Source organism: Methanobrevibacter curvatus, assembly GCF_001639295.1.
Taxonomy (GTDB): Archaea; Methanobacteriota; Methanobacteria; order Methanobacteriales; family Methanobacteriaceae; genus Methanoflexus; species Methanoflexus curvatus.
This window is the reverse complement of sequence record NZ_LWMV01000154.1, coordinates 1-22,018: the sequence shown is the minus strand read 5'-3', so window position 1 is coordinate 22,018 and position 22,018 is coordinate 1. Positions and strand designations below refer to the sequence as shown.

Sequence of the window (22,018 nt, the reverse complement as noted above, 5' to 3'; positions counted from 1 at the left end):
TGATATTTAGGTATGAAATAATATAATTAATTAAAATAAATATACTAAATTATAAAATAAACGTATTTAATTAAAATAAATATACTTAATTAAGGCAATTAATTTGGATATTAAAATAATTGATAAATTAAACAATTAATAATTCAATATTTGTTGAATTTTTAAACTTAAATTAAACTATAAATTTAATCTTTCGTGATTTAAAATTCCTTCAATAACATGCTCTGTATTCATTTCTTTTTCTAAATTATAGTAAGTACCCTTTGAATTAAATGCAAGTTCCTTATTAAAGTTTCTTCCTTGACCACTAGTTCTATCAAAATCAATTATAATATTGTGAATTTTTTCATTGGCTATTTCTTTTCCAACTTCTAATGTGTCTTGGATAGGACCACCACCTAAACCTACATTAGGTCTTCCATCAGAGAGAAGAATTAACATGGGGATATATTCATTTTCTTTAATATCTTTTTTTAAAACTTCAATTCCCTTTTTTAATCCAATAGCTATTGGGGTAGTTCCACCAACTGTTACTGTATCTAATTTAGACAAAAATGATTTTGGGTATTTAGTGTTAGGTATTATTATCTCAGATTTTTTGCCTTTAAATCCTACAACAGAAAGTTTGTCCTTATGTTTAATTGTATTATTTATTATTAATTCTAATATTGCTTTTATTCTGTTAATTTTTTTATCAGAAACCATTGAACCACTCATGTCAATTACAAGAGCTATTGAGCCACGAGCTTTATGTTTTCTGATTTTTTCTCTCAAATCCTCTTTTCTTACATTAATTTTTCCTTGGGAATGACCTACAGCAGATCTAAGGGTTGCATCAATGGCTATGTCCTTAGATAATTTAGAGGCAAAACGGCTTTTAACATACTTCCCTTTTTCATTTTTTGAATCAACATGTTTTCCATAGAGTTTTTTCTTAGAACATCCTTTTAGCAACATTATTTTTTTATATCAAGCCCCACCTCATCTAATTCAAATTCATCTATGTTTTTCGTACTTGGTTTGGCTACTTGATTAAAAGTTAAATCTTGATCATTAGTGTTTTCTAAAGTTTCATCTCTACTTTCACTTGTTATATTGTCAAAACTTTCTTCACTATTTTTTTCATCCTTAACATTTACTGACTGGTCAATTTTATGGTCATCTTGACCATTTGAATCCTCTAAATCTTTGTTATTAGATTCTAAATTTCTAGAATTTTCTTGGTTTTGATCATGTAATAATTCCTTAGTATTCTTATTTTCTTCCTTTTCTTCTTGTTTTTTTTTAATTTCTGATTTGGCCTTTTCAATTTGTTTTTTTATAGTGCTGGGAGAGTTATTAAAATTGGGGTTTTCACCTAAAACTAAATTAATGGCTTCTTCTAAGTCATCTTCTGTAGCTTGTTTATGAGAATTATATGCTGCTATTGACTTAGAGCATTTTAAAATATATATATCACTTCTATGACCTTCAACTGAGAGTTGTATTGCAACTCTAGCTATTATTTCCATTAAATAATCAGATATTGTAATATTGTTTAAAAGTTTTCTTCCATCTACAATTCTTTTTTGAATTGCTAGATTTTTTTCCTTAAATTTCTCTCTAAAGGCAATTGGGTCTTTTTCAAACTCTTCTCGCCTTTTAATAATTTTTATCCTTTTATCAACATCATCAATTCCAGAAACAGAAATTGTAAGACCTATTCTATCAGATAATTGTCCTCTAAGTTCTCCTTCTTCAGGATTCATTGTTCCAACCAATATAAATTTAGATAGATGAGAAAAAGATATCCCTTCTCGCTCTACAGTATTAATTCCATATGCTGCTGCATCTAAAAGAACATCGACAATATGATCATCAAGTAAATTTATTTCATCAATGTATAAAATATTGCGATGGGCATCGGCTAAAATACCAGGTTCTAATACATTAACTCCATCTTTTAATGCTTTTTCAATGTTGAGTGAACCAAGAACTCTATCTTCAGTAGCTCCAAGAGGAAGTTCTACAACTTTCATAGGCTTTTTAATGAATTTAGGCTCTTCAATTGATGAACAGATTTCACAATCTAGGTAGGTATTTGTATCACAACTAAATGGGCAATTTTCTACCGCTTCAATTTCAGGAAGCAAATCAGCTAAAGCTCTAACTGCAGTTGTTTTTCCAGTTCCTCTATCTCCTCTAATTAAAATTCCACCAATAGATGGGTTAATTGCATTCAAAATTAATGCTCGTTTAATTTTTCCTTGACCAACTATTGCAGAAAATGGGAAAGTAATATTTTTCATAATCTACCCCTATTAAGTAATTATTAAAAATAATGTATTGAAAATTAGTTTTTAATTATATAACATTAATATTTTTGTTTTATTAGATTAATAAATTTTTTTGATAATAAACACTTATGCAACTAAGAGGAAAAGTGGTAAATTTTCTTTGAAAATTTTAAGTTATTTGAAAAATAGAAAAAATTATTTTCTGACTTTTATGAAAATTGGGCTCTGTCAAATTTTTTTACATCCAAAAATTGTATTAAATAGATTCAAATATATCAACAATAGTATGTATTTTTTAACAAAATGTAATACTATTTTTCTTTAATAGGCAGCAACTTTGACAAACAGAAAAAACTAAAGAAAGTGAAAAGTTTCATCAAATAATAAAATAAAAATAAAATAAAAAAAATAAAACCCAATAAATGAAAAAAATTAAGTAGTACAGTCAGCAGAAATTTGGGATAAAATAATTGCAGACTGTTGAATACTTTTTTTACCTAATTTAATTTCGCCATTAGCTATTTTATTGAGCATTTCACTGTTAAATAAATCTTCATCATTTAAGGGAAGATTAAAAACAATTATGTCTTGATTAACAAATGCAACAATTGGTTCAACATGGCGAACTAAAACTCCTTGAGATTTAAGAAATTCTAAAAGAATATCAGCCATTTTAATTGATTTAATTTTTAATTTTGCATTGTTATCAAACTTAATCTTACCTTTTTTGTCTGTTTTAAATTTAGTTTGAAGGGTTGTAATATCTTCTTCATTTAGATTGGAATTCTTTTTATTTTTTGATTTTTTAGAATAATTTTCAGTTAAAATAGCATAGATCCCTGTTGGACCAATGACAACATGGTTTATTATAAAATCAATATCTGGAATTTTCACATGATATAAAATATAAAAGTCATCTGGAAGAGTTAATAAGTCAGTTCTAATAATATTTCCTCTAAAAACGAATTTATCTAATTTTCTATTTAAATATATTCCATAAATGAATATTACAATTCCTAAAGCAAAAAATAAAATACTATAATATCTTAAGGTCAAAATAATATCAGAAAACCCAATAAGAGATATTACTAATCCTAAAACAATAAATACATCATGATATGAACGGTGTGAAATCTTAGATTCATTAAAATTTTTATTTAATCGCTTAAAATCTGAATTAATGTTAGTTTGGTCATTTAAATCATTGTTTTCATTTGAATAATACTTTATATTATTCTCTGAAATCTTATTTTCATCATTTTTTGAATTATTATTATTATTATTATTATTATTATTATTATTATTATTATTATAAGTTATATTAGAGCTTAAATTAGTTTTAGGTCTTAAATCAGGGTTATTATATAAATCATATTCTACCAGCTCATCAAGATTGTTTAAAGCACTTTCAGATTTTTTGTCATTGCTTAAATTATTCAGATTTTTAGTTTTTTTTTCACTATCTATTTGATCTTTAAGAGCTTCAAATTTATCATTTTCATAATTATCATCAGTTGTATCAGAATTAGTGTTTGATTGATTATTATTTTCATTATGTTCAGCGACTTTTTTTTCATCCAATGTCTTGGATTTTTTGTTTTTAGACGATCTTTTAAATATTTTATTAAAAAATGACTGTTCATTCTTTAATCTCTCTTCTTCAAGCATATTTTTACGAATTTTTTCCTCAATAGTCAACTCATCTTCTAAATACTCATGAAAATCAGTTTTTAGAGATAAATTTTCATTTGGAGAATTTTTATCCAAATTATTATTATTATTATTATTATTATTATTATTATTATTATTATCATTATTATTATTATTATTATTATTATTACTATTATTACTATTATTATTACTATTGCTATTACTATTATTAACTATTTTATTATTCACATTAGTATTATTATCCTTATCAAAAAACTGAATTTCTTCATCAATACCATAAGATTTATTTAATGAGTTGTTAAATTCAACTTTAATATATTCTCTTAATATATTTTCGTCTTTAACATCATCTAAAGGATTAAATTCTTCCCTAAACAAATTTTCATCTTCAATATCAATTTTATTAGAATTATCATTGTTTGTATTGTTAAGATTATTGTTGTTGTTATTAAAATTATTATTAAAAGTGTTATTTATATTTTCATTTAATTCATTATCTAAGTTTAAATTATTTAAATTTTCTTGATTTTGAGTTCGATTCTCTTCAATTTGTTTGGAAGCATGATCAGGGATAATTTCTCCAGTATTTTGATTTAAATCATAAGATAGTAAACTATTATTTACATTGTTCTGTTGATTGTTTTGAGGATAAATAACATGTTTAGTTTTGTTTATACCTAAATCAACATAATCTAAGTTACCCTCGCAACTTGAGCACTGGTATTGACGAATATCTTTGTCATTATCTAAAAGATATTTTAATCCACAACTTGTACAGTAAATCAAATCAAGATCTTTATTAGAGGATGCATTAGCAAAAGATGATAATTTAGTGTTACTTTCATGGTTTTCATTTGAGTCAAAGTTTTCAACTAAATTGCCTGAACAAAAAGAGCATTCAAAAAATTCTGGTGCATCTAAGTCATTAAGTTTATATTTAGCCCCACAATGCTCACAAGTAACTATTTTCATTAAATCTCCTTATTGAATATTACATATAATATAAAACATTTATCAATTCTTATTAATAAAATTTTCTATCAGATCTCTTCACCCACAAATGAAAAAAATACACATTTTCTATAAAAAATTTTTATTTCAAGATATAAAATATATATTTTGTTATAAAATATAAATTACTAAAAATATCACAAATATTGGTTCCAATAGGTGATCATCATCAAAATTTAGGCTTTTAAGAAAAAAATTACTTAAATCATCATCTAAATTATCATTTCATGATTTTAATTAATCTATTTTACTTATATCCCAGTTAAGTACAACTCTCAAATCATGAAAAATAATTTCTTCTTTTGGCATTTTTTCCTTTCTATATTGTTTTTTTAATTTTATTTTATTAAGTTTATTTGTTAATTTTATTTTGCTAATCTTACTTTATTAAGTTTAATATATTAATTTTATTTTTTGTTCTATTTTCTTTATTTAATATTTTTATAATTTTCTAAAATATTTTCTATGAATTTCTTTTAAAAATTTTCCTTTTTAAATTTTTTTCATTTAATGGCTGTGCAACAATTTGAAAATCTAAATTTCTAAATTTAGTTAATTAAGTTAAAATTAAATTTATAAAGTTATAATAATCTTTATTATAAAAATAAATATAAATTTTTAATAAAATCGTTTTTTAATTAATATTAATCTCTATTTACTAAAAATAATTCTTTTTAAAGACTTAATTTTATTATTATTTAAAATACTTTAATTCAAATTTAACTAATTAATATGAGTTATTTAGTAATTATAATTATTTTTAAATACTTATTTTTTTATAAAAATATATATTAATGATTTAAATACATTTTAACATATTTTAATTAAATATCTATTTTATAGAAAATGATCATTGCACAGCCTCTTTATATTTATCAATCAAAAATTATAATAATATGATTTAATAAAAATATAATAAATAAATTGTTAGGTAAAAATGATGGAAATTCAGCAATTAAATTATGAAATTAGAAGTAAAGCCATTGAACGTGTACCCAAAAGAGATATTGAAAGGTTAAGTGTTAGTTGGTTTAATAAAGACCTTAGCTATTCTGGAGTTTCTGATACCATGTATATGATTCTTCCTACTCCTGGTTGTTCTTGGGCATTAGGAAATAGTGGAGGATGTACTATGTGTAGTTATATTTCTGACTCTCCAATGGTTAAAATAAATTCTAACAAATTGTTTGAGCTATTTAAAGAGGAATTTGAGAAATATGAGTTAACTGATTATACTGTTATTAAAATATTTGTTTCTGGAAGTTTTTTAAACCCTTTAGAATTGGATATTGAATCTAGGGATAAAATTTTAAAATATCTTTCTGAAAATGAGCATATTAAGGAAATAGTCGTTGAATCAAGACCAGAATATATTAAAAAAGATGATTTAGAAGATATTTTTTCAATTATTGGAGACAAACTATTTGAAATCAGTATTGGGTTAGAATCTGCAGATGATTTTACACGAGATATAAAAATCAACAAAGGATTTACTAAAAAAGACTTTGAAGAGGGAATAAGTATTGTTAAAGGTTTAAAAAATAAACATGATATAAAATCTAAGGCATACATTCTTGTTAAGCCCATATTAACTAATGAAAAAGAAGCTATTGATGATGCAATAAAAACAGCTATTTATTGTGATAAGATTGGAGTAGATAGATTATCATTTACTCCTGTGACAGTTCATAGAGGGACTTTACTTGAATTTTTATGGAAGAGAAAAGCTTATCAACCATCCTGGATATGGTCTTGTGTTGAAATAATAAATAATATAAGAGAAAATATAACAATTCCAAGTTTAATGGATACATCAGGTTTTGGATCAAGACGAGGTCCATACAATTGTAAAAAATGCAATAAAGATCTAAAACATCTTATTATTGATTCAAACCTCAAGCAAAGTCAAATCGAATATGAATGCAATTGTAAAAATGAATGGCATGGAATTATAGAAAGTGCTGACTTAAATAAATCAAAAACATTCATTAAACATTTACCCCTAATTTAAAAAATAAAAAAATTACAAAAAGATAATAGAAAGGATAAAATATAAGACAATCCTAAAATAATAAACTAATAATACAAAAAAGAGATAAAAATAATAAAATAGGAATGAAATAAAAATAAAATAATAATAAAAAATAAAATAATAATAAAAATAAAATAATAATAAAATAATAATAAAATAAAAAACTATTTATGCCCATAAATAGCAGTAATGTCTAAAAACGGTGTTTAAATGAAAAGAGGAATAATTAGTATATTAACAATATTTTTAGGGATTTTAATCATTTGTCTTCCATTATTTGGAATCAATAGTGCTTATTCTATTATAGGTCTCTCTATTCTATTGCTTGGAATATTTTTACTTATTAGTGGAATAGCTGAAATTGATTACAGCCCAACAAGAAGCATAATCAGTATAATCTTAGGATCCATAATGCTAGTTCTCTCTTTAGGGTTTATTTTTAACTTAAATTTATTTGGAATAATCTCTGAAATTACATTATTCTTAGGAGGAATATTCTTAATGGTTATTGGTTTAATAACCCTTATTGGAAACAAAAATAACAAATATGGGTTTTGGATAGGGATAATCGGAGTTTTAATTGGGATTCTTTATATTCTAATTGGTTTATTGTTTCCAAAGCCATTATTTTTAGGTTTCTTAGTAGGGTTATGGCTCTTTATTTGTGGGGCACTTAGATTGGTAGATAGAGTTTAAATTGATTTATATGAAAAAATAAATTTATTAAAAACAAGATTTAATTGTTGTAAAAAAAATAAAATTAAAGGAATGGCCATTAAAATTGAAACAAAATAATCATAAAACGATTTAAACTAAAAAAACCACCAAATTTAAAATATTCTGCTACAAATACATATAGTATCCATAAAACTAAAATTTGAAAAAAATGATAGGAATTAGTGCAGATTTTGACCCTGTTCATAAAGGTCATGTGAAATTAATTGAAAAAGCAAGGGAAATTGCTGATAAAAAAGGTAGTGAAGTTGTTATCTACCTTAACAAAGGATTTAGTGCCAACCATGCCCCATTTTTCACTCCATTTGATGCTAGGTCTAAAATGGCAATTAAAAATGGTGCAGATAAAGTTGTAGGTATAGAAGGACTCCATCATAGACTTACTTTAGCTTATTCTGTTCCAATAAGAATATCTATGATGATTGAAGATGGGGTTACAGATTATGTTGATGCTGCAAATGTAAAACCTCAAAAAATAGAAAAATATTCTAAAAAATTCGTTGAAAAAGGAATATTCGTTGGAATACCCCGTGATTTACCAAATAGAAATGTTATTCGTTGGTTTGCTGTAAATGATTTTCTAGAAAAAAAATACAATAAAAAAATGAAATTCCATATTATTCCTGAATTAGAGTACAACGGTAAAATATCAGGGAGAGAAATAAGAAAATCAATCATAGAAAATAAAATGGAAATACCTCAGGATACTAAAAAATTTTTACCAGAGCCTACAATTAAAATACTTGAAAAAGAAATAGAAAAAGGTACAATTAGTCAAAAAAGAGATTGGAATGCAATTTATAAACATTTAAATCATTCATCACGTTCAGATTTATTAAATACTGCATATTTAAGTGGAAATGCCCTAAATTCCATTATAAATCGTAGAAAGTATTATGATGAAGAGTCAGTTTGGGCTAGTTTCAGACGAGGAGGTTATGGTCCAGTTTTAACCAGATTAGCTATTAGTTCAATAGAAATGAATGTTACAAGGGAAGAAGTTAGAGATTTAATGAGACATTATGAAGAAAAAGGAGTCATTCCTCCAGAACAAGCCTTAGAAAAAGTAGTTGAAAGAGCATGGTTCATTGCTGGTGAAAATGAAAAAGGAATAGATGCTTCAAGTGGGAACGAAATGTTTAAGGAAAATAAAATATCTGTTGACGATTACCCCTTATTGATTGAAGGTGGATTAAACTTAACTCAATTTGAAACAAAAAAATTAGAAAAATTAATTGGCAATAATAACATTGATATGAAAAAACACCCTAACAATGAGAACAATAATGAAAATAAAAATGAGAACAATAATGAAAATAAGAATAAGAACAATAAAAATAGAAATAATATAAAAACCACTATTTTCATAGATAAAAATGGAAAAATACTTTGCCAAATAAAGATAAATAAATTTAAAATAAAAACAAAACTTAAATTGCCTGGAAAGGAAATTAGCTATTTAAGATATTTAATTGATTCTCATTTTATACCATTAAATGCAAATTTAGTAAACAACGATGGGCAAATTAGAATTCAAATTAATATTGATATTTAATTTTTATTTAATTTTTATTTAAAATAAATTAAACATTTTGTTTTAAAAAAAAAAGAAGTTTTTGATTTTAAAAGTTATAACAACAAATTAATGAGATAAGTGTATAATTATTTAAAATAAAAATTAGTAAAATAATTTAAATCAGAAAATAAGATTAAGTATCTATATAAAATTAAAAATAAAGAAAAAAAGAAAACATTGTACAATAATATAATTAATATATTGATAAAAATTAAAAATAGAGAGATATATTAAATAATTTTAAATAATAATGCCTAATTAAATTTATAATCATAAAAACAAGCATAAAAACAAATAAATAATTCTATAAAACTTAATAATTATATATTTAATAAATAAAAGATTAATGTTTATTTTATTTAAAATATAAATATAGGTTATAAAGAGAAAGAAAAAAATAGCTATTAGTTACTATAAATTTTGCTTTAACTCAATTATAAAACCTTTAAAATCACCCACAAAATAGAAAATATTACTTTTCAAATGCTCTCTTGGACTTTTTTTATATATTGATTTTAACAATGTATTATTGTGAGTGATTATTATGAACTATAAAAAAAATTATGTTGAAAGTAATATATTTAAAAAAAGAACATGGGTAGATGAATTTTCCACAAAAAATTATGATTTAAGAGGAATATATTCTCTAATATTCATATTAGGAATGTTAATCTCTTGTGTACTCATTACTGTGGCTACCACATCTACAGGAATAGTCGTTTAAATTAAAAAAACCCATACTAAATGAAAAATCATTTTTATTAAGAAATTAATAAATTTTAGTTTAATTTTATTTAGCTATTTACCTCAAGTTCCCCAAACTTCACACTTCCCCATACAAATAGCTATTTAAAATTAAATTAATAGAATAATTACTGTTATATAAATAGATTATAAATTATAATAAGATATTTTAAAAAACTTAAATTACAAAATGCATCTACAGATTTCATCTGGATTAAATCTCAAAATAACTTCTCGTGACTGACCTCTTGAACCTTTACCTTTGTATTTTGTATCCACTAATCTTAAAAATTCTAGTTTCTTCAAAGACCTATTAAAAGAAGAATGGCTTAAATTAGATTTAGATTGAAATTCTTTAGATAATTCTCCAGTAGAAATAGTATCTTTCTTTAAAGCAATAATCTTTAATAGCTTTTTTTCCTTGTCATTTAAAGTTGATATTGTATTTTCTAGATTAATCGAAATATTACTTGCTATTGCCTCATCTAAATGTTTTTGTTCTATTTTTCTACTACCATGAGCTTCAGCAATATTGCCTGTAATTCTTAACAAATCAATTCCTAACCTTAAATCTCCTGAATCAAAACAATAATCTGTGATTTCCTCAATAATTTCATCACTCATCACATTAGGATAAAATCCATCTTTAACTCTATCATTTAAGATTTTTAAAACTTCATTTCTTTTATAAAGTGGAAAAATAATCTCCTGTGGTGAGAAAACAGTATTTACATTTTTTTCCAAATTTAGTCTAAACTCAAGATCTGATAAAACAGCAAATATGCCTGTCCTAACACCTGGAAATTCTTCATAAGCCCTTAAAATATCGTAAAAAATTTTATTAACATTCTGGTTTTGAAAAAGATAGTTAACATCATCAAGAGCAACCAACAACCCCTGATTATTATCTGCTAAGTGTTTCATTACATGTTGATAAATTCTTGAAAAAGGAATCCCAGTTTCAGGAGGATTATGACCAAAAATTTTTTTATAAATTTGTGAAAATATTCCAAACCGAGTAATATTAAGCTGACAGTTAATATAACAGCAAACAAGCTTTTCTGATGTTTCTTCAACCTTTTCAAATAGTTTCTTAATGGCTGTAGTTTTACCTGTAGCACATTGCCCTAAAATAATTGTATTTACTGGCCTTCCATTGTGTAAAGCAGGTCTGATTGAAATAGCCATTCCTTCCATTTGTAAGTCACGGAAATTATAATTTACAGGCATATAATCAGGATTAAAAGCAGAATGATTCCTAAAAACCGTCTCTCCATCCATAAGAATATCTTCTATTGACATATTATTATATTTATAAGCACTAGTATAAATTTTTATTTATTTTTAGGGATATTATTGTATACAATAGTTATACAATATATTCCAATTTATCAACCAGAAATTGTAAAAATCAATGGATAAATCATTCAAAAAATGTGATAATAATATGAATAACACTAAAAATATTTGTATTATAGTTTAATACTATGTAAATATAAGTATATTTTCGCTTTATTTAATAGAATTGCTGAAATATCTAAAATAAAAGATCAATTAGAAAAATTTTTAATTAAATCTTATAACTTTAATTTCTAAATATGAGATTGTTCTAAAATATGATATTATTTAAAATATGATATTATTTAAAATATGATATTAATGTTGACAGTGATAAAAACTAACAATATAAAAGACAATTTATTTATAATATTTTTATTAAATATAATCCTGTGAGAAATATGATAAGTACAAAACAAGCTATTTCAAGTTCCCTAGATTTTGTAAATGAAATTTTTGATGAGTTAAAAAATCTAAAAGTTGAAGAAATTGAGTTTTCCAATGACGATAAGTTTTGGAAAATAACTTTAGGATGGGAAGAACTTAAAGAAGACCATTCTGCCATATTAGCAAATCCTTCTTACAATCCACTAAAAAGAACATATAAAACATTTTATGTAGACAAGGAATATGGTGAAGTCAAAAAAATGAAAAATTGGAAAGAAAACTCAGAAAACTCAAATATATGAGTTTTGTATTTTAATAAATTTGATATATACAAATCTTGAGATATTTAGTCAATTGAAAGTGAGTTTAAAAATAGAATGACACATAATAATCAAAGCAATGGTAATGCAAAGCATTATTAAAAAAAAATAAAATTAATAATTAATATATATATTGAATGTCCACATCTTCATTTGAGGCTATCCAATCTATAAGTTCCTTAGCATATTTTAGCTTTTTTCTCTTAACATCATCTGCTACTTCTATATCTTTGGCAATATTTGGGCGTGAATACTTAGAAACATAATTGCCAAAGTCGAATCCTCCTAAGAGAATTTTTTTAGCATATAATTCAACAGCTAAAAATACTGCTCTGTCTCCATCAGTAAAACCTCCAAAATTATAAAGCTTTCCAAATGGCTTAGATTGAGTTGTTCCAATAGATTTATTAAAAGTGTTTCCATATTCTTTTATTAAATCATGATTGTTTCCATGGGCATGAATAACAAATATTGATCCTTTTTCATTAGCAGACAATAAATCTTCCATTTTACCATCTAAATCACTGACTACAATATCAGGAATAACTCCATCTTCTAAAAGAGCTGTTGTGGCACCATCTGCAGAGATTATAAAAAAGTTTTCAAATGATTTAGAGTTATTTAATAATTCTTTAAATTTTTTTATATGTTTTTTAATGGATGGTCCTGCACCAAAAACAATAAATGTTGTTTTTTCATCAGTGCTTTCATCAATATACGTTTTTAAAAAGTCTAAAGAATAGAAATTATCCTTTGAGAGAATTTCATTTAATAAAATAGCTGATTTTTCATCACCTTCCCTTAAAAAACCAAAATCATCTAAAATTTTATTATAATAGTTTAACCAAATTTCAAACTTCATAACAATATTTTTATTTTTCATATAAAATAAAATTTACTAAAAAGTTAATCAAAGAAAAAGATTAAAAAAATTAAACTATAACAAGTTAAACTATAAAAAAATAAGAATGTAAAAAAATAGGAATATACATAAACAAAATAGAAAAATAGAAAGAATTAAATTAAAGTAGATATTATACCAACTATAGCTCCAGTACATGTTGCTAAAAGGTTTACATGTTCGTTGTTAATGTAACCACGTAACTCTAAGACGGCACCAAGAATACTGTCCATAAAACAACCTACCACTCCAGAAATAACAGAAATTTGAATAGCTAGTAAAAAATCAGGAATTAAACCTAGTAAAAAAGCAACTAAACCAATGATTCCTGCTCCAAGAATACCTACAGCTGTTCCTAATATTGAAATTCCTCCATCTGTCCCTGGAGGAACCTTTTTAAAACTAGTAACTAAACGAGGATTCTGTAAAATGCCTATTTCACTAGCCATTGTATCTGCTGTAGCTGTTGAAATAGCACCAATAAATCCTCCAACAAGTGGAAGATAGAAACCGCCAAATGCTGCCATGAAAAAAGCTACAACCCCATTAGAAATAACATTTTTTGCAGTTCTTTGACTTTCATACCTTCCAATTTTTATTTTATACTCTTTATTTGATTTAGTGGCAAACATACTTAAAATAAGAAATATTAAAATTAAAATTAGCCATTTAAATCCAGCAGAGAATAATATAATAAATCCCATAACTATCATTAAAAGAGATCCTAACAAATCTAAATTTTTTCTATAGTATGTTATAGTTCCAACTACAGCAAGCAAAACAATAGCTATAATATTTATTATAGAAAAACTCTCCATTAAAACACCTATGATACCTTAAGACATAAATATGAAAATTGAAAACTCATGAAATTAATAGAAAATATGAAAAATAATGAAAAAAATTATTATAAAAATTTAAAAAGTATTAATATTTAATAAAAAGATAAGTAAAATTAATTACAAATATTGTTTAAAAAAAAGAAAAATTGAATAAAATATACTAAAATTAAATAAATTTATTAAAATATGACTAAAAAATTAAGATTGAATAAAATAAAAGAATTAGACCTTAAAAATTACATTTTTAAGTAACCTTTTCTTTCTAAGTAATTAGATTCAGTACGTGTATATCTCCAAATAACATCTGCCTTCTCATCAGTTTGGAAATCCCATGGTTTAACTAAAATAACATCACCTTCACGTATCCAAATTCTTTTTTTCATTTTTCCAGGTATTCTACCCATTCTGATTTTACCATCAGCACATCTGACTTTTAACTTCCCATGACCCATAATCTGTTCTACAATAGCTGGAAGTTCACCTTTTCTTGGGGTTCTCACTCTTCTAAATTCTTGTGTTGGTTGATTTTTATTACTCAAATACTCTCCTCCAAAAATACACTTAGATACCTATAATTTATCAATATAATAAAAAAATAATCATTAAAACCTCATTAATTAATGAAAATTATGTAAAAATCTTAGAATATACGATACTTATTTGGTATATAAATAATTATGTAATATATAGTATTTATATATTATGAAATTAAATAAAATCAATTAAAAAAATAAAATATAAAATTATATTAATTATTAACAATTAAATTTAATTTAGAATAGAAATTTAATGTATTAATTAATTTAAATAAAAAAATATTAAAAAAATAATTAATAAAAAATAAAAAATAAAAATATTAAATGAACAATTAATAAAAAAATTAATATAAAAAATTAATAAAAATACTTATTGAATACTTATCGAATGCTTAAAAAGATTTGTAAAACCAAAGAGGATAAAATGGGAACGGAATTTTTAAAAATTAAAGAACTTGAAGAAGCTATTGAAATTATTGAAGAATTATTTAAAAATAGCTACAAAAATCAAAGTGAAGAAATTTCACTTGAAGAATCAGTGCATAGAGTAATTTTTAATGATGTTGAAGCCAAAATTGATTTTCCTCCATTTAATCGAGCTTTAAAAGATGGATACGCTATTAAAGCAGAAGATAGTTTTAAATCATCTCCCCAAGATCCTAAAAGCCTTAAAATAATCGATAGTATTGAAGCAGGAATATATAGTTCAAAAACCATTGAAAAAGGTCAAGCTATTGAAATTAGTACTGGTGCCCCTATTCCAGAAGGCAGTGATGCAATAGCTATGGTAGAACACACAGAAAGATATGGAGAACATGTAAATTTATTGGTAGGAGTCACTCCTAACACAGATATTGCATTTAAAGGTTCTGATATTAAAAAAGGAGATTTAATTCTTAAAAAAGGGAATATTTTAAGTCCTGGAAAAATAGGAGCACTTAAAGCCCAAGGTTTAGAAAAAATTGAAGTGTTTAAAAAACCAAAAATAGGAATAATTTCTACTGGAAATGAGTTAGTTGTAGATAAAAAAGATTTTAAATTCTCTAAAATCTACGATGTTAATAGTTATTCATTAAAAAGTGCTATCCAAATTTCTGGTGGTGAAGGTGAAATTCTAGCCATTGTTAAAGACAATTATGATGAATTAAAAGAAGAAATTAAAAAAGGACTAGAAAAATACGACATTTTGCTAAGTTCTGGAGGAACTTCTGCTGGAAGAGGTGATATTTTAATTGAAGTTTTAAATGATTTAGGTGAAGTTTATATACATGGAATTTCAATTAAACCTGGAAAACCCACAATTGTAGGTAAAATTGATAGTAAACTTGTAATTGGACTTCCTGGAAATCCTGTAGCGGCTTTAATTGTTTATTCTACTTTAATTAGTCCTCATGTTAGAAAATTGTCTGGTTTAAAAGAATCTATGAAAAGTAAAGTTAAAAAATTCCCTTTAAATTCTAGATTACATTCTTCAAAAGGAAGAGCCCAATATTTCTTAGTTAAAATTCAGGATAAAAAAATTTATCCAATAATTAAAGACTCTGGAGCAATTACATCTTTAGCAATAGCAGATGGATACATTAAAGTACCAAAAGAAAAAGAACTTTTAGAAGAAGGAGAAATGCTAAGGTTTTATGAATTTTAAATAAAAGAAATAAAAAAAAGAGCATAATTAAAATGGCTGTGTGGCAATTCGAAAATCTAATTTTCTAAATTTAGTTAATTAAGTTAAAATTAGATTTATAAAGCTATAATAAATTTTATTATAAAAATAAATATAAATATTTAATAAAATTCTATTCTAATTAATATTAATCCCTATTTACTAAAAATAATTATTTTTAAATATTTATTTTTTATTATTCTTTAAAATACTTTAATTTAAATTTAACTAATTAATATGAGTTGTTTACTGGTTATAAGAACCTTTAAAACAAACTTTTAAAAAAGTTTGATCAAATAAAGTTTTCTCAAAAACATAAGAAAACTAATTTAAATAAAAGTTTTTTGCAAATTATAATTATTTTTAAATATTTATTTTTTATAAAAACATAATTAATATGTTACATATGTTTTAACATTTAATTAAATATCTGTTTTTACAAAAAAATAATCATTGCACAGCCTCTAAAAAAATAGGCTTTTAAAAATAAAATTATGAATAAAAAAGTAAAATAATCTTTAAAAAAGAATAAAAATAAAAAAGTGATATTATGGAAAGTAAAATTGAAGAAAAAATTATACCAGAGCAACAAATGGCAATAGTAAATCATAAAGGCAATGTTAAAGATATGGGAATATTGATAGCTCAATTATTAGGATGGGCAGAAGCAAATGAAGTTAATGTTTCTGGACCACCATTTGCTATCTATTACAACAGTCCTAAGCATGTAGGTGAAGACGAAGTAATTTATGATATGGGAATACCAGTTGAAGGAGATATAGATGGCACAGACAAGATTCAAATAGTTGAACTCCTTGAACATAAAGTTGTTTCAATAATCCACAAAGGATCATATAATAAACTAGAAGAAAGTTATAAAAAACTAGTTGACTTTACAATAAAATATAATTATGATATTATAGGATCCCCAAAAGAAATCTACTTTAACAGTATACATGATGTAAATGAAGATGAACTTAAAACTGAAGTTGAGTTTCCAGTAATAAAAATGTAGACATTGATTATATTAAAAAAAATTAGTTAAACCATGGGAAAATAAGGGTTGTTTACAAATATTTTTTGAAAGAAAGACTTTTGAATGCTTAAAAATCCAGAAAAGTCCAAAAAAATATAATAAATTACTATTAAAGCAAGAAAAAATGATATTTCTTTAATTTTTTAAATAAGATTTATATCCTATTCATTGGTAAATTAGTAAAAAAATACATATAATTTTCAAGTATGAAATACACAGACTATGACATATAATCAATAAACATTCACTGTATAATAATTTCAAATTTTATAACTGAATACCTTAATGAATTATCAATACCTTTATATACTAAAAGGAATAATAGTATAAGTTGTAGTAAGTGGAGTTTGTTAAAACTACTTATTATATAATTTATATGGAGTGTGAAAAATATGGCAAAAACTAACGAAATACCATTAGCGCCTGTTACAAGAATTATTAAAAATGCTGGTGCTGCAAGAGTAAGCGAAGATGCTGCAGAAGCTTTATTAGAAGCTATTGAAGAATATGGTGCAGCAATTGCAACCAAATCTATTCAATTAGCTAAACATGCAGGTCGTAAAACTGTTAAAGATGCTGACATCAAATTAGCAGTTAAATAAGTAAGTTAATGCTTATTACTCGACTTAACTTACCATTTGGTAAGTTCGGGAACATTTTGTTCCCATTCTTTTTTTTATTAATTTCATTTTATTATTATGTTCTATTTATTCTCATTTTTCAATCTGCTTTTAATATTATCTTTTTTTTAAATTATTTTTCTGTTTTTTCTAACTTTATAATTACTGATTCATTTTTTGAGATTATATTTATGAAGTTAAGTATTACAACCAGCTAACTTTTACAGTGAAATCCTTGAATATAAATTACAATCTATTTTTAAAATAGCTTCGCACCCTTTACAGACTAACTTTTAACTATATATAATAATTTATAGTTCGATTTTATCTTTTAAAAAATCGATGATATTTAAATGCTTAATTCCATCATAGGATCGGTTAAATTCATCCATTGAAAGTACATATTTTGGATTATTGTCTTTAATTTTTATTAATGGTTCAAACTCTCTTTTTAATGTGTTTTCATCAAAGAGAATATATGAAACTTGAATATACACTTTTTTATCAAATTTTTTACATACAAAATCTATTTCTTTTTCCCTAAATTTACCAATTGTTACATTGTATCCTCTTTGAATTAATTCATTGTATATGATGTTTTCTATAGCTTGAGAAATATCCCTTTCGTTATATCCATAAATGGCTTCTCTAAAACCTAAATCCACCACATAAAATTTTTCAATGTAGTTTAAAATTCTTTTTCCAATTAAATCTTCTCTTCTAACTTTATTAATCAAACAAGCATCTTCCAAATACCGTAAATAATTGTAAATAGTAGTGGTTGATATAGTTATTCTATCTTTTTTTAAATATTTAACAATGCTATTTGCAGAAAAGAGTTGACCAATATTAGCCAATAAATATTTTAAAATTCTATCTAATAAATCAACATCTCTTATTTCATTTCTTTTTACTACATCTTTAAAAAGTATTGACTGGCAAATGTCTGTTAATATAGGTGTTTTTTCTTCTGTATCATATTTTAATGTTGATGGCATACCACCATATCTTAAAAATTCATGAAAAAGGTTATTGTAATTTTTTATTTTCCTATTTTTTAATTTTTTATATTGTAAAAATTCATAAAATGAAAATGGATAGATTTTTATTTCAATGTATCTGCCTGTAAGATATGTGGCGAGTTCTCCAGATAAAAGCTTGGCGTTAGACCCAGTTATGTAAATATCAAATTCATCTTCTGCTAAATAGGAGTTGACAAGTTTTTCCCACTGATTAACATCTTGAATTTCATCTAAAAATAAGTATTTTCTATCATTGCTCTTTGAAGTCTGTGATTTAATTAACTTATCTAATTGCCTTATATTTTTTATATCAAAATATTTCTGGAGTTCTAAATTTATTAAAATTATGTTTTCTTCTTTAACTCCATTTTCTTTTAACTCTTCAACAAGTTGTTTAAGTATGGTTGATTTACCACAACGTCTAATTCCTGTTAAAACCTTAATAATGTCTTTGCTCATGTAAGGTTTAATTTTATTCAAATATAATTCTCTTTTTATCATATTCTCAATACATAAGTTTGTTTATAAAAATTATCATGTAATAAAAACTTTCTAAAAAAAAATTAATTTTTATTATATAATAAAATAATTCATTATTTTTAGAAAATATTTTTTTATATGATATAAATTCAAAAAAAATTTATAATTTTCCATTATACTAAAAACATTTATATATTTTAAACTCTAAGTATTTAAATTTATCTTTTAAAAAACAGTAATTATTTATTATAATCTTCAATTGAATTTATTATAATTTATCTTAAAAATAAGAAATTTGTATCAAGGAATATCATAATCCCCACTTCTTACTTGCCTAACAAATTTAACTGCATTAAAAGGATCACCGCCCTTAATAATAGTTGTACTTTCTAAAAATCTTTTAGAATTGGAACTATAAGTATTTTTATTAGCTATTAAATGTTCTGGTATTTTGGATTCATTATTTTTTATTCCTTTTTCAATAATATCCTCCAATACTCTAGTTTCTGTTTTTTTCTCTTTTCTAGCTATTTCACTAATAGCTTTTAATAAATTAGAGTTAATTTCTTTAATAATAATGTTTGTTTATTTAACTAAACTTGATTTTCTATATATTATTTTAATTTAATTTATAAAGGTTTAAATGGTGTTTTCAAATGAAAATTATTTCAGAAATTCAGAAAGAAATGGAATCCTATTTAAATCCACAGCAGAATGTAATACTTTCTAAAGTACTTTGTAAAACCTTAAAGAATTATGATATTTTGGAAAAAAATCTAGAAAAAGAAGGATTATCTATTGAAGAAAATGAAGAGTTAATTTCTAAGTTTCTTTCTTCAAAAAGAGTTGAAGGTTGTTCCCAGAGAACTTTAATCTATTATAAAACCACAATTGAAAAAATGATTAAAAAAGTTGAAAAAAGAATTGATTATATAACTACTGAAGACTTAAGAGATTATTTAGGAAAATATAGAATAGAAAATCAGACAAATAAAACTACAATAGATAATATTCGTAGAATATTTTCAAGTTTTTTTAGTTGGTTAGAAGACGAAGACTACATTCTAAAAAATCCTGTTAAAAGAATTCATAAAATTAAACAAGGAAGAGTTGTAAGAGAAGTATTAAGTGACGAAACTTTAGAAATACTTAGAGACAATTGCGAAGAGATTAGAGATTTAGCAATGATAGAAATGTTAATATCTACAGGTATGCGTGTTGGAGAATTAGTAAATCTCAATATCGATGATGTGAACTTCTATGAACGAGAATGTGTTGTCTTCGGAAAAGGAGAAAATGAAAGAGAAGTTTATTTTGATGCAAGATGTAAAATACACTTAATGAAATATTTAGAAAGTAGATCCGACAATAACCCCTCATTATTTGTGTCATTTAAAAAACCATATAAAAGATTAGGAATAAGTGGAGTTGAAAGACGAATAAGAGAATTAGGAAATAAAGCAAAAATAAAAAGAGTTCATCCCCATAAATTTAGGCGAACTTTAGCAACAAATGCAATAGATAAAGGAATGCCAATAGAACAAGTTCAAAAACTACTTGGACATATAAAATAGATACAACAATGCAATATGCTATGGTAAATCAGAATAATGTAAAAATAGCTCATAGAAAATATATTGGTTGATTAAAATCGAATAAGTTGATTAAAAATTCCATATTGCTAAATAATAGACTAATAAAAAAATAAAAAGACGCAAATAAATGTTAAGAGAGGTCAATAAAAAAGATAAGCTTATTAATAATAACTATTAAATTATTACTAATTAGTATTACAAATGTTAAAAATAGCTAAAATAGAAAGCGAAATATTTTATCAAGAAAAATAGTAAAAATAATAAATTTATAGCCCCATAGACACATGTCCAATTTAATGGGTCGGTCGCCCATGGGCGACTCTGGTCTATGAGGGCTTACTCTAAACTTATAGTTATTATTATGTAAATTGTATTATGTAAAACTTTTGAAGTTTTGAGAGTGTAAATTTTTTTGGAGTTTTTTCTAAAATTTTCAATTATTAATATATTAATTTATAAATAAAAAGTAATTTTTTGAAAAAGTCATCCCTTTTCTAGTATCAAACTTCTTCAAAAAAATCGAAGGAAACAGGCATGTATAATTTAGCATTAGATGAAAGTGGAAATATGAGATCCATAGAGAATCAGTTTTTTATAATATCGATTCTACAATTAAAAGCTAATAGCTATTTAAAATTAAGAAAAATAAGAGATTTGCTTAATAAAAAATTCAAAAGAGAGCTTAGAAGAAATAATGAAATAAAATTTCATTCTCATTCTAATAAATTTATAAAAAAAGCATTAACTATACTTAATGAAACAAATTTTCATGCATATTCAATCGTTATGGATAAAAACAATGCTTTATAATAAAACATTATTAAAAAAATATCCATATAATGAAATTTATATTGATATGGTTATTGATTTATTAGAAAGAATTAATTTAAAAAATTCTTTTATTTTAAGAATAGACAATCTTTACCTAGAAAACATGTGAAAAAATTAAATTCATATATCAAGAATAATCCCAATATTATTTTTACTGAAAATTGCGAAATATTCCATAACAATTCAGCTAATTACTTATCAGAGAATTTCTATAAACTCCAATATAAATATTTTTATTTGCTATTTGTATTTTTTTTGTGAATTTATTTTTTTTGTGTGTTCTTTAAATTGATATAGAAAGGTTTATATAGGATAATATATATATTTAATACCATGTATGACTTGAATAATTATTTTATAAATAAACAGTATGCGAAAGTTGAAGAGTTAGGTGATCGTTTG

Annotated in this window: 19 protein-coding genes; 10 read left to right on the top strand and 9 right to left on the bottom strand. The window is 23.9% G+C overall.

Annotated features, from left to right (window positions below):
- Positions 1-177 precede the first annotated feature (177 nt).
- The 3 genes from MBCUR_RS03710 to MBCUR_RS10280 all read right to left on the bottom strand — a co-directional run bounded on the left by MBCUR_RS03710 (position 178) and on the right by MBCUR_RS10280 (position 4,919).
- Positions 178-957, bottom strand: coding sequence for a vWA domain-containing protein (locus MBCUR_RS03710; RefSeq protein ID WP_067090331.1), 780 nt, complete (start codon positions 955-957; stop codon positions 178-180).
- Positions 957-2,288: an ATP-binding protein gene (locus tag MBCUR_RS03705; RefSeq protein WP_067090328.1), complete on the bottom strand. Its 1,332-nt coding sequence runs from the start codon at positions 2,286-2,288 to the stop codon at positions 957-959. The genes MBCUR_RS03710 and MBCUR_RS03705 overlap by 1 nt, the downstream gene beginning before the upstream one ends.
- A 420-nt stretch (positions 2,289-2,708) precedes the next feature.
- Positions 2,709-4,919 carry an NERD domain-containing protein gene (locus tag MBCUR_RS10280; RefSeq protein WP_067090325.1) on the bottom strand — a complete coding sequence of 737 codons (2,211 nt, stop codon included), beginning with the start codon at positions 4,917-4,919 and terminating at the stop codon, positions 2,709-2,711.
- 979 nt (positions 4,920-5,898) lie between these two features.
- Here MBCUR_RS10280 and MBCUR_RS03695 point away from each other — a divergent pair.
- The 4 genes from MBCUR_RS03695 (at position 5,899) to MBCUR_RS03680 (ending at position 10,025) form a co-directional block, all read left to right on the top strand.
- Positions 5,899-6,969, top strand: a complete 1,071-nt coding sequence (locus tag MBCUR_RS03695; protein WP_067090323.1) for an archaeosine biosynthesis radical SAM protein RaSEA — start codon at positions 5,899-5,901, stop codon at positions 6,967-6,969.
- Between the two features lie 231 nt (positions 6,970-7,200).
- Positions 7,201-7,686 (top strand): DUF308 domain-containing protein, encoded by a 486-nt coding sequence (locus MBCUR_RS03690; RefSeq protein ID WP_067090320.1) that lies wholly within the window; start codon positions 7,201-7,203, stop codon positions 7,684-7,686.
- Between the two features lie 190 nt (positions 7,687-7,876).
- A complete protein-coding gene (locus MBCUR_RS03685; RefSeq protein ID WP_067090317.1) occupies positions 7,877-9,280 on the top strand; it encodes an adenylyltransferase/cytidyltransferase family protein in 1,404 nt (467 codons plus the stop codon).
- A gap of 565 nt (positions 9,281-9,845) precedes the next feature.
- Positions 9,846-10,025, top strand: a complete 180-nt coding sequence (locus MBCUR_RS03680; protein WP_067090315.1) for a hypothetical protein — start codon at positions 9,846-9,848, stop codon at positions 10,023-10,025.
- Between the two features lie 203 nt (positions 10,026-10,228).
- Here the strand turns inward: MBCUR_RS03680 and MBCUR_RS03675 are convergent, their stop codons facing one another.
- The gene (locus MBCUR_RS03675) at positions 10,229-11,347 is read right to left on the bottom strand and encodes an ORC1-type DNA replication protein (RefSeq protein ID WP_067090312.1); all 1,119 of its coding nucleotides are present in this window, start codon (positions 11,345-11,347) and stop codon (positions 10,229-10,231) included.
- Positions 11,348-11,784: 437 nt separating this feature from the next.
- On the opposite strand from MBCUR_RS03675, the gene MBCUR_RS03670 reads away from it, so the two are divergent.
- The gene (locus MBCUR_RS03670) at positions 11,785-12,072 is read left to right on the top strand and encodes a hypothetical protein (RefSeq protein ID WP_067090308.1); all 288 of its coding nucleotides are present in this window, start codon (positions 11,785-11,787) and stop codon (positions 12,070-12,072) included.
- A 139-nt stretch (positions 12,073-12,211) separates the two neighbouring features.
- Here MBCUR_RS03670 and MBCUR_RS03665 read toward each other — a convergent pair whose 3' ends face one another.
- The 3 genes from MBCUR_RS03665 to eif1A all read right to left on the bottom strand — a co-directional run bounded on the left by MBCUR_RS03665 (position 12,212) and on the right by eif1A (position 14,372).
- Complete coding sequence (locus MBCUR_RS03665; RefSeq protein ID WP_067090341.1) at positions 12,212-12,952, bottom strand: 6-hydroxymethylpterin diphosphokinase MptE-like protein; 741 nt, start codon at positions 12,950-12,952, stop codon at positions 12,212-12,214.
- Positions 12,953-13,107: 155 nt separating this feature from the next.
- Positions 13,108-13,809, bottom strand: a complete 702-nt coding sequence (locus MBCUR_RS03660; protein ID WP_067090305.1) for a TIGR00297 family protein — start codon at positions 13,807-13,809, stop codon at positions 13,108-13,110.
- Between the two features lie 260 nt (positions 13,810-14,069).
- Positions 14,070-14,372 (bottom strand): translation initiation factor eIF-1A, encoded by a 303-nt coding sequence (gene eif1A / locus MBCUR_RS03655; protein ID WP_067090303.1) that lies wholly within the window; start codon positions 14,370-14,372, stop codon positions 14,070-14,072.
- A 421-nt stretch (positions 14,373-14,793) separates the two neighbouring features.
- Here eif1A and MBCUR_RS03650 point away from each other — a divergent pair, with 421 nt between their 5' ends.
- The 3 genes from MBCUR_RS03650 to MBCUR_RS03640 all read left to right on the top strand — a co-directional run bounded on the left by MBCUR_RS03650 (position 14,794) and on the right by MBCUR_RS03640 (position 17,670).
- Positions 14,794-16,014 carry a molybdenum cofactor synthesis domain-containing protein gene (locus MBCUR_RS03650; RefSeq protein WP_067090300.1) on the top strand — a complete coding sequence of 407 codons (1,221 nt, stop codon included), beginning with the start codon at positions 14,794-14,796 and terminating at the stop codon, positions 16,012-16,014.
- 568 nt (positions 16,015-16,582) lie between these two features.
- Positions 16,583-17,047, top strand: coding sequence for a GyrI-like domain-containing protein (locus tag MBCUR_RS03645; RefSeq protein WP_067090297.1), 465 nt, complete (start codon positions 16,583-16,585; stop codon positions 17,045-17,047).
- 413 nt (positions 17,048-17,460) lie between these two features.
- Positions 17,461-17,670 (top strand): histone family protein, encoded by a 210-nt coding sequence (locus MBCUR_RS03640; protein ID WP_067090294.1) that lies wholly within the window; start codon positions 17,461-17,463, stop codon positions 17,668-17,670.
- 329 nt (positions 17,671-17,999) lie between these two features.
- On the opposite strand, the gene MBCUR_RS03635 is transcribed toward MBCUR_RS03640, so the two are convergent.
- Both MBCUR_RS03635 and MBCUR_RS03630 read right to left on the bottom strand, forming a co-directional pair.
- A complete protein-coding gene (locus tag MBCUR_RS03635) occupies positions 18,000-19,211 on the bottom strand; it encodes an ATP-binding protein (protein ID WP_067090291.1) in 1,212 nt (403 codons plus the stop codon).
- 279 nt (positions 19,212-19,490) lie between these two features.
- Positions 19,491-19,685, bottom strand: coding sequence for a hypothetical protein (locus MBCUR_RS03630; protein ID WP_067090289.1), 195 nt, complete (start codon positions 19,683-19,685; stop codon positions 19,491-19,493).
- 161 nt (positions 19,686-19,846) lie between these two features.
- Between MBCUR_RS03630 and xerA the strand changes: the two genes are divergently transcribed.
- Both xerA and MBCUR_RS03620 read left to right on the top strand, forming a co-directional pair.
- Positions 19,847-20,764: a site-specific tyrosine recombinase/integron integrase gene (gene xerA / locus MBCUR_RS03625; RefSeq protein ID WP_245637281.1), complete on the top strand. Its 918-nt coding sequence runs from the start codon at positions 19,847-19,849 to the stop codon at positions 20,762-20,764.
- Between the two features lie 555 nt (positions 20,765-21,319).
- Complete coding sequence (locus MBCUR_RS03620) at positions 21,320-21,595, top strand: hypothetical protein (protein WP_067090286.1); 276 nt, start codon at positions 21,320-21,322, stop codon at positions 21,593-21,595.
- Positions 21,596-22,018 lie beyond the last annotated feature (423 nt).

Coding starts and splice junctions, on each gene's coding strand:
- MBCUR_RS03710 (WP_067090331.1), bottom strand. CDS start 957: ATGTTGCTAAAAGGATGTTCTAAGAAAAAACTCTATGGAAAACATGTT.
- MBCUR_RS03705 (WP_067090328.1), bottom strand. CDS start 2,288: ATGAAAAATATTACTTTCCCATTTTCTGCAATAGTTGGTCAAGGAAAA.
- MBCUR_RS10280 (WP_067090325.1), bottom strand. CDS start 4,919: ATGAAAATAGTTACTTGTGAGCATTGTGGGGCTAAATATAAACTTAAT.
- MBCUR_RS03695 (WP_067090323.1), top strand. CDS start 5,899: ATGGAAATTCAGCAATTAAATTATGAAATTAGAAGTAAAGCCATTGAA.
- MBCUR_RS03690 (WP_067090320.1), top strand. CDS start 7,201: ATGAAAAGAGGAATAATTAGTATATTAACAATATTTTTAGGGATTTTA.
- MBCUR_RS03685 (WP_067090317.1), top strand. CDS start 7,877: ATGATAGGAATTAGTGCAGATTTTGACCCTGTTCATAAAGGTCATGTG.
- MBCUR_RS03680 (WP_067090315.1), top strand. CDS start 9,846: ATGAACTATAAAAAAAATTATGTTGAAAGTAATATATTTAAAAAAAGA.
- MBCUR_RS03675 (WP_067090312.1), bottom strand. CDS start 11,347: ATGTCAATAGAAGATATTCTTATGGATGGAGAGACGGTTTTTAGGAAT.
- MBCUR_RS03670 (WP_067090308.1), top strand. CDS start 11,785: ATGATAAGTACAAAACAAGCTATTTCAAGTTCCCTAGATTTTGTAAAT.
- MBCUR_RS03665 (WP_067090341.1), bottom strand. CDS start 12,952: ATGAAGTTTGAAATTTGGTTAAACTATTATAATAAAATTTTAGATGAT.
- MBCUR_RS03660 (WP_067090305.1), bottom strand. CDS start 13,809: ATGGAGAGTTTTTCTATAATAAATATTATAGCTATTGTTTTGCTTGCT.
- MBCUR_RS03650 (WP_067090300.1), top strand. CDS start 14,794: ATGGGAACGGAATTTTTAAAAATTAAAGAACTTGAAGAAGCTATTGAA.
- MBCUR_RS03645 (WP_067090297.1), top strand. CDS start 16,583: ATGGAAAGTAAAATTGAAGAAAAAATTATACCAGAGCAACAAATGGCA.
- MBCUR_RS03640 (WP_067090294.1), top strand. CDS start 17,461: ATGGCAAAAACTAACGAAATACCATTAGCGCCTGTTACAAGAATTATT.
- MBCUR_RS03635 (WP_067090291.1), bottom strand. CDS start 19,211: ATGATAAAAAGAGAATTATATTTGAATAAAATTAAACCTTACATGAGC.
- xerA (WP_245637281.1), top strand. CDS start 19,847: ATGAAAATTATTTCAGAAATTCAGAAAGAAATGGAATCCTATTTAAAT.
- MBCUR_RS03620 (WP_067090286.1), top strand. CDS start 21,320: ATGTATAATTTAGCATTAGATGAAAGTGGAAATATGAGATCCATAGAG.